Origin of the sequence: Holospora undulata HU1 (assembly GCF_000388175.3) — a bacterium.
Taxonomy (GTDB): Bacteria; Pseudomonadota; Alphaproteobacteria; order Holosporales; family Holosporaceae; genus Holospora; species Holospora undulata_A.
Map to the genome: position 1 here is coordinate 1 of NZ_ARPM03000163.1, position 5528 is coordinate 5528.

General features: G+C 38.0%; 8 protein-coding genes. 3 read left to right on the forward strand and 5 right to left on the reverse strand.

Annotated elements, in window-relative coordinates:
• Positions 1-821: 821 nt before the first annotated feature.
• Both K737_RS04965 and K737_RS09575 read left to right on the forward strand, forming a co-directional pair.
• The gene (locus tag K737_RS04965; RefSeq protein ID WP_024161477.1) at positions 822-1022 is read left to right on the forward strand and encodes a hypothetical protein; all 201 of its coding nucleotides are present in this window, start codon (positions 822-824) and stop codon (positions 1020-1022) included.
• Positions 1023-1082: 60 nt separating this feature from the next.
• A complete protein-coding gene (locus tag K737_RS09575) occupies positions 1083-1265 on the forward strand; it encodes a hypothetical protein (protein ID WP_024161478.1) in 183 nt (60 codons plus the stop codon).
• 165 nt (positions 1266-1430) lie between these two features.
• Here K737_RS09575 and trmD read toward each other — a convergent pair whose 3' ends face one another.
• From trmD to K737_RS11490, 5 genes are all read right to left on the reverse strand, one after another.
• Positions 1431-2090, reverse strand: a complete 660-nt coding sequence (gene trmD / locus K737_RS04970) for a tRNA (guanosine(37)-N1)-methyltransferase TrmD (RefSeq protein WP_006290119.1) — start codon at positions 2088-2090, stop codon at positions 1431-1433.
• Positions 2091-2198: 108 nt separating this feature from the next.
• Positions 2199-2765, reverse strand: coding sequence for an elongation factor P (gene efp / locus K737_RS04975; RefSeq protein ID WP_006290120.1), 567 nt, complete (start codon positions 2763-2765; stop codon positions 2199-2201).
• Positions 2766-2907: 142 nt separating this feature from the next.
• Entirely contained in the window at positions 2908-4212 is a 1305-nt protein-coding gene (tilS, locus tag K737_RS06890) for a tRNA lysidine(34) synthetase TilS (RefSeq protein ID WP_006290121.1), read from the reverse strand.
• Complete coding sequence (gene dut / locus K737_RS04985; RefSeq protein WP_006290122.1) at positions 4190-4630, reverse strand: dUTP diphosphatase; 441 nt, start codon at positions 4628-4630, stop codon at positions 4190-4192. Before dut ends, tilS begins: the two co-directional genes overlap by 23 nt.
• A 159-nt stretch (positions 4631-4789) precedes the next feature.
• Positions 4790-4939: a transposase gene (locus tag K737_RS11490; protein WP_081731178.1), complete on the reverse strand. Its 150-nt coding sequence runs from the start codon at positions 4937-4939 to the stop codon at positions 4790-4792.
• A 375-nt stretch (positions 4940-5314) separates the two neighbouring features.
• Between K737_RS11490 and K737_RS08290 the strand changes: the two genes are divergently transcribed.
• Positions 5315-5401, forward strand: coding sequence for a hypothetical protein (locus tag K737_RS08290; RefSeq protein ID WP_235075662.1), 87 nt, complete (start codon positions 5315-5317; stop codon positions 5399-5401).
• Positions 5402-5528: the final 127 nt, after the last annotated feature.

Here is a 5528-nt window from a genome sequence, read left to right on the forward strand (position 1 = left end):
AACTCTGCACCCACCACCTGTGTCATTGGCCTTATGAACCGTGGTGATATGGAGCAGATTGCCTTGCCTATCAACACCACTATGCCGTTTACGTCCTTTTATCTTTTTTTCCCCCATCTATACCTATTTTTTCTGAGGCACCTGTGGGGTTAACACTTCGTGAATGATGCTATAGCTGGGATTCTCACTCTTTTCATACTTAATTCGGTTTGTCTTAACAAGTTCATGCATCACTTATCACTTTTTTCTATACCTCCTTAATCCTAAATTGTCTATAAAACGAATGTATCGTCGAATATGGTAAAAAATCTTTTGGTAGCATGAGCCATTGATAACCGCTCTTAATTATATAAAATACTGCATTACCCCCCTCTTTTTTTGTATTTGCTTTTATTGCCGCTATCAAAATGATGCTTTGTCACATCCCTCTCTCTTTTAAATCGCTTGGATAATTCATCTTCTACTCCTTCAAGCCTTTTATATCACACTTTTTTATTCATGAATACAGGTTCTTATATTTGTACCGCTGAACCCATCGAGCAAAACCGCTTTTAAAGCAATCAGAACATTCACAAAATTTACACACAATTCTTTTTAGAGAGTTTTTAAATACCTCTTTTACCAATTCTAACAAAAAAGATCTTTAGTTAAAATATTCAAAAATCAAAATGAATTATAAAAAAATAAAAAAACTGGTTAAATATACAATAACCAATTCAAATACTCAAGAAAATAAATAAAAATTATTTTTTTTTATAGGTTTTGTACTTTTTTAACAAAACAGTGATAGAATTTTTTTGAAGTATGAAAAAGGAAAAAAAATGAACAAAACACTATTTTTACTTTCTACGTTGGTAATCGGTGGAAGCGCCTTTGCTGAGGGAGAAGGATGTTGCGCAAAAGAAGGATGTTGTACAAAAATTATTTATCCTACCGCTTGTTGTGCACCAACCCAAATTCAGTATGAACAGCACAGCATTCCCTTGACGACATGTTCATCATGTTCTTCTTGCTGCAATTAATGAAAAAATAAAAATTTTAAAATAGAAAAATTTATTAAAAATTAAAAAAGGAGAAAAATCATGAAAAAATATCTATTGGCATTAGCAATATTTACTTCTAGTATAGGTGTTGCAGAAAACAAGCAGTGCTGCGGATCTCAAATTATTACTTCTGTCAGCCCCTGCGGTGTGTGCAGTAAGAAAGAAATAAGCGTATGCGTCCCAGAATGCACTTCGTGCTGTTCAAGCTGTTGCGACAATTAATTTGAACCTACAATTTAATGTAGAAGCTAAATTATAAAAATTAAATAACGTAAAAGCGCGGTTCTATCTTTCCAGAATCTTGAACGATATTTTCTAGCACGCCTGTAGTACACAAAGCAAGCATTTAAAGAAAGAACGCGCAAACTTACCGTGTGTATTCAAAAGTCAGTCAACTGAAGAGTTTTCCGGAAGAGAGTTTTCCTCCTTCCATGCCTTAATCTTTTGATGATGCCCAGAGCGTAACACCTCTGGAACTTTTCTTCCCATCCAAAGCTCAGGATAAGTATACTGAGGGTGCTCTAGAGCATTGTTTTGAAAACTTTCATACACCAAAGATTCTGAATTTCCTAAAACACCTGGTAAACACCGCACACATCCGTCGATAAACATCATGGCAGGAAGTTCGCCTCCTGAAACAACAAAATTTCCAATGCATTTTTGCTGAAAATTCCAAAATTCCAGAACCCTTTCATCAACTCCTTCGTATCTACCGCAAAGTATAATAAGATAAGGGCACGACACATACCCTTCTATATCCGTTTGACGCATCGTCGCCCCTCTTGGAGAAAGGTACACCAATTGTGGCGTGTGTACATCAAGACTGTGCGCATAAAGAACCGCTTCATGAACAACATCAGCCCTTAGCAACATGCCAGCCCCACCACCATAGCAAGAACGATCAACACTTTTATGCTTTCCTACGCCAAATTCTCTAAGCTCAATAAGATCTAAACGCCAAAGATTTTCTTTCAAGGCACGCCCCAAAATTGAAACCTTCAATGAAGAAAACATTTCAGGAAATAACGTAATAACGGAAATATGCATTAATTCTTAAATCCTGTGTAAAACTTTTGCCCGCACTGCCAGTTTAAAATATTTTAAGAGATTTTCAAAATTTCCCCCTAAAAAAAAGTATCGCCCTGCCCCCTAAACTTATCGTTTTGCACGCTCTACATAGCTGCAATCTTCTGTATTAACAATGATCTGCATCCCCTTTTCTATGTGTTGAGGAACCATCGTATTTAATCCATTACTCAACGTTGCAGGCTTATAAGAAGAGGTAGCAGTTTGCCCCTTTAAAGACGGTTCGCATTCTAAAACCTCTAAGGTGACTTGAGAAGGGAATTTGACCAAAATAACCCTTCCTTCATACAAAACTCCGTTCAATATCATTCCATCTTCTAGAAATGCAGGATTGGCGTTAAATTCTTTTTCGGTAACAGAAAATTGCTCATACGTTTCTTGATGGCTTAATACATAAGCGTTACGCTCTTTATACAAGAACTGCATAGAAATCTCTTCAAGATGAGCGCGTTCCACATTTTCATTAGACCGAAACCGCTCTGAGCGTTTGTTTCCCTCTTCTAAGGATTTCATTTCCGCTTGAATATAAGCCCCCCCCTTACCCGGCTGAGTATGCTGAGTACGCGTGACAAGCCACAGCTTATTCTGAAGTACAATAATATTTCCGTTTCTCAGTTCGTTTGCCTCAATTTTCATTCTTCCTCTCCTTGCTATAATCAAAATTTTTTCTCTTATTACTGTACAACCCTTAAACGCTTGTGATCAATCCCCTTTCTTTTTTCTACTGTACTTGTCTAAATATTTTTTATTCAATCCTTATTTTAAAATCCGTATTTTTTTAAAAAATGAATGCGCTGTATTCTAAAGGCAATGCAAAAATAGGACAAGGCACACCAGAATGACACAATATTCCTCCAGAAATGTTTGGCATAGAGGCACACGCCAATCGCTGTACGTATTTTGGTAATACAGGAACCTTTGGCAATAACGCAGTGTACAAATTTTTTCCATAAGCTATTGCAGAAACTGGACCTTTTGTTGGGTGAAAAAACAAAAAACGCTGATCCCAAATCCAAGGCCCCTTTGACAGGTGTTTAGGGGGCTCTTCAGGAATAACCCTTCCCCATTCTCTAAAACAATACAAAACTTCTGGAGTATTGATTCCAACACACCCCCCCAACGTAAAAACAATCGAAGAAGAGTTTTGACCGTCCATGTTCAAAACTCGTCTCCACGCATGACACAGAGATTCCTGCCTTAAAGGAGAAGCCCTGGGAACAATGCCACATATCCACTGAGACAACACTCGAGCCCCCTGTAAAACAGGAAGCTGAAAGCAAGAAGAAGATTTAAAAATCCCATACCCCCCCGCAACAGAAACAAAGTTTACTTTTTCAGCCCATTTTAAACTTTCATAATTTCTTTTCACCGCAAGCGCCAAAATTGTCTTCCAAAACATCTGACGCTCTTCATAAGAAAAACTTTTAATAACACAACGTGCTTTCCAACGCTGAAATTCAGGAGACCGATTAGACGGATCTTCAATCCAAGGGTGCCGTATGTGCTTTAGTATACGATACATGCACTGTTTCGGCCAAGCCAATAAGGGGCGCACAACATGAACATCCCATTGGATACGGTGACTTGATATCCCAGCGCACCCTCTCCAATCACTTAAAGCTTGACGACGCATCCACACTGTTTCCAATACATCATCTTGATGATGTGCTAACATTAATAATGAAATTTGATGCGCATGGCACGCCAAAAAAAGCTCTTTGTAGCGCGCTTTTCTCCAACGCGCTTGCCCATTGCCAATATTTTTCTGGCAACACAAAACGTATGAAGGCACCCCCCAAGATCGCAGCCAAGAAGAAACCCGCAAAGCCTCCACAGAAGATTCGCTTCGCACGCCATGATCTACTATAAAGGCTACCAGAAGAAGATCAGGACAATGTAAAGATTTCCACCGCATAAGTAAATACGTCAGCGCAAGACTATCTACTCCGCCAGAAACCCCAACGGCAATACTTTTTGGAATATTTTTACGAAAATAGCTCGAAAGCAAATCAAAAAAACACTCTTCAAGCAACTCAGCAGAAGCTGAACATAAATACTGGTCAGTGCAATCCGGTAGAACCAAATCCCCCTTCTCCGCGTTGTGTAGGAGACAAACTCTCTACCCATTCAAAACGCGCCTGAACAACGGGCGCCATCACTGCTTGTGCAATACGCATTCCCTTTTCGATCGTGAAAGGAACTGATCCAAAATGAACCAAAATAACCTGTATTTCCCCACGAAAATCCCCGTCAATCGTTCCAGGAGCATTCAACACCACAATTCCATGACGTGCAGCCAACCCGGAACGAGAACGAATTTGTATCTCCCACCCTTCGGGAGGCGCCAAAGCAATCCCTGTGGGAACAGTAATGATTTGCCCTGGATGAAACTCACACTGGATCCTAGAGCGCACATCAAAAGCAGAACTTCCTGAAGTTGCATACCCAATATCTGAGAGTTCTGGGTCTAAACGCTGAACATAAAGTGTAGGAGATACCATAAAACTAATTACACAAAATCCTGAAAAAATTATAATTTCTTTTTAAAATTAATGCAAGAAAAATAACAACTTATCAAAAATCAATAATATTTTTTCATGCTATAGCCAGGACCATAAAAAACAGTCACTCCTTATACCGATTCCCATTTCTATAGTAACTTAGGTTGAATTGGATGTTTTAAAGAACCACGAAATAGCGTCGAATAGAGCGTTGAAAATTAGTATAGTACATTCAATCCACCTCTTCATATTAGCCCAGAATTTCTCTATTAGATTCAAATCAGGAGAGTAAGGAGGTAGAAAAATTATACTTCATTTTACAGATTCTATTCATTCTCTACTTCTCTTAGATTTATGAAAAGAAGCATTATCCATAACTATAGTAATTTAGGTTGAATTAGGTGTAATTTTTTTGTTATTTTTTTTTTGTTAAAATAAAAGAAAAACGACAAAGAGCTACAGCAACGATTTAAGACAAAGGTGAATAGAATATTTAGATGAGGGGGCAGGTATATTGAAGCATCGCACCTATTTAAAATAAGTGTATCAGCGATAGGAAGTTGGTATAGAAAATTGGCATAGAAAATGCAGACAAGAACTCAGTTATTTTTCTAAGAAGCATGGTGGCTCAGAAAAAAAATTGACTTAGAGAAGCTTGAAGAGTATGTCAAAGAAACCCAAAATATGCCCTTGAAAAAAGCTGCTCAAAAATTTTGGGTAAGTATTTTTACAATCAGTTACTGGTCAAAAAGATTAGGCTATACCAAATAAAACTGAAAGTGTTGGACTAATGCGTTAAAAGCAGTCATTGACACGCTCGACAAGATCCATAGCTATGTTGTCCCAGATTTTGTCGAAAAAATGCAGCATACTTCTTGCAAAACTCTTTGGCAGAGAC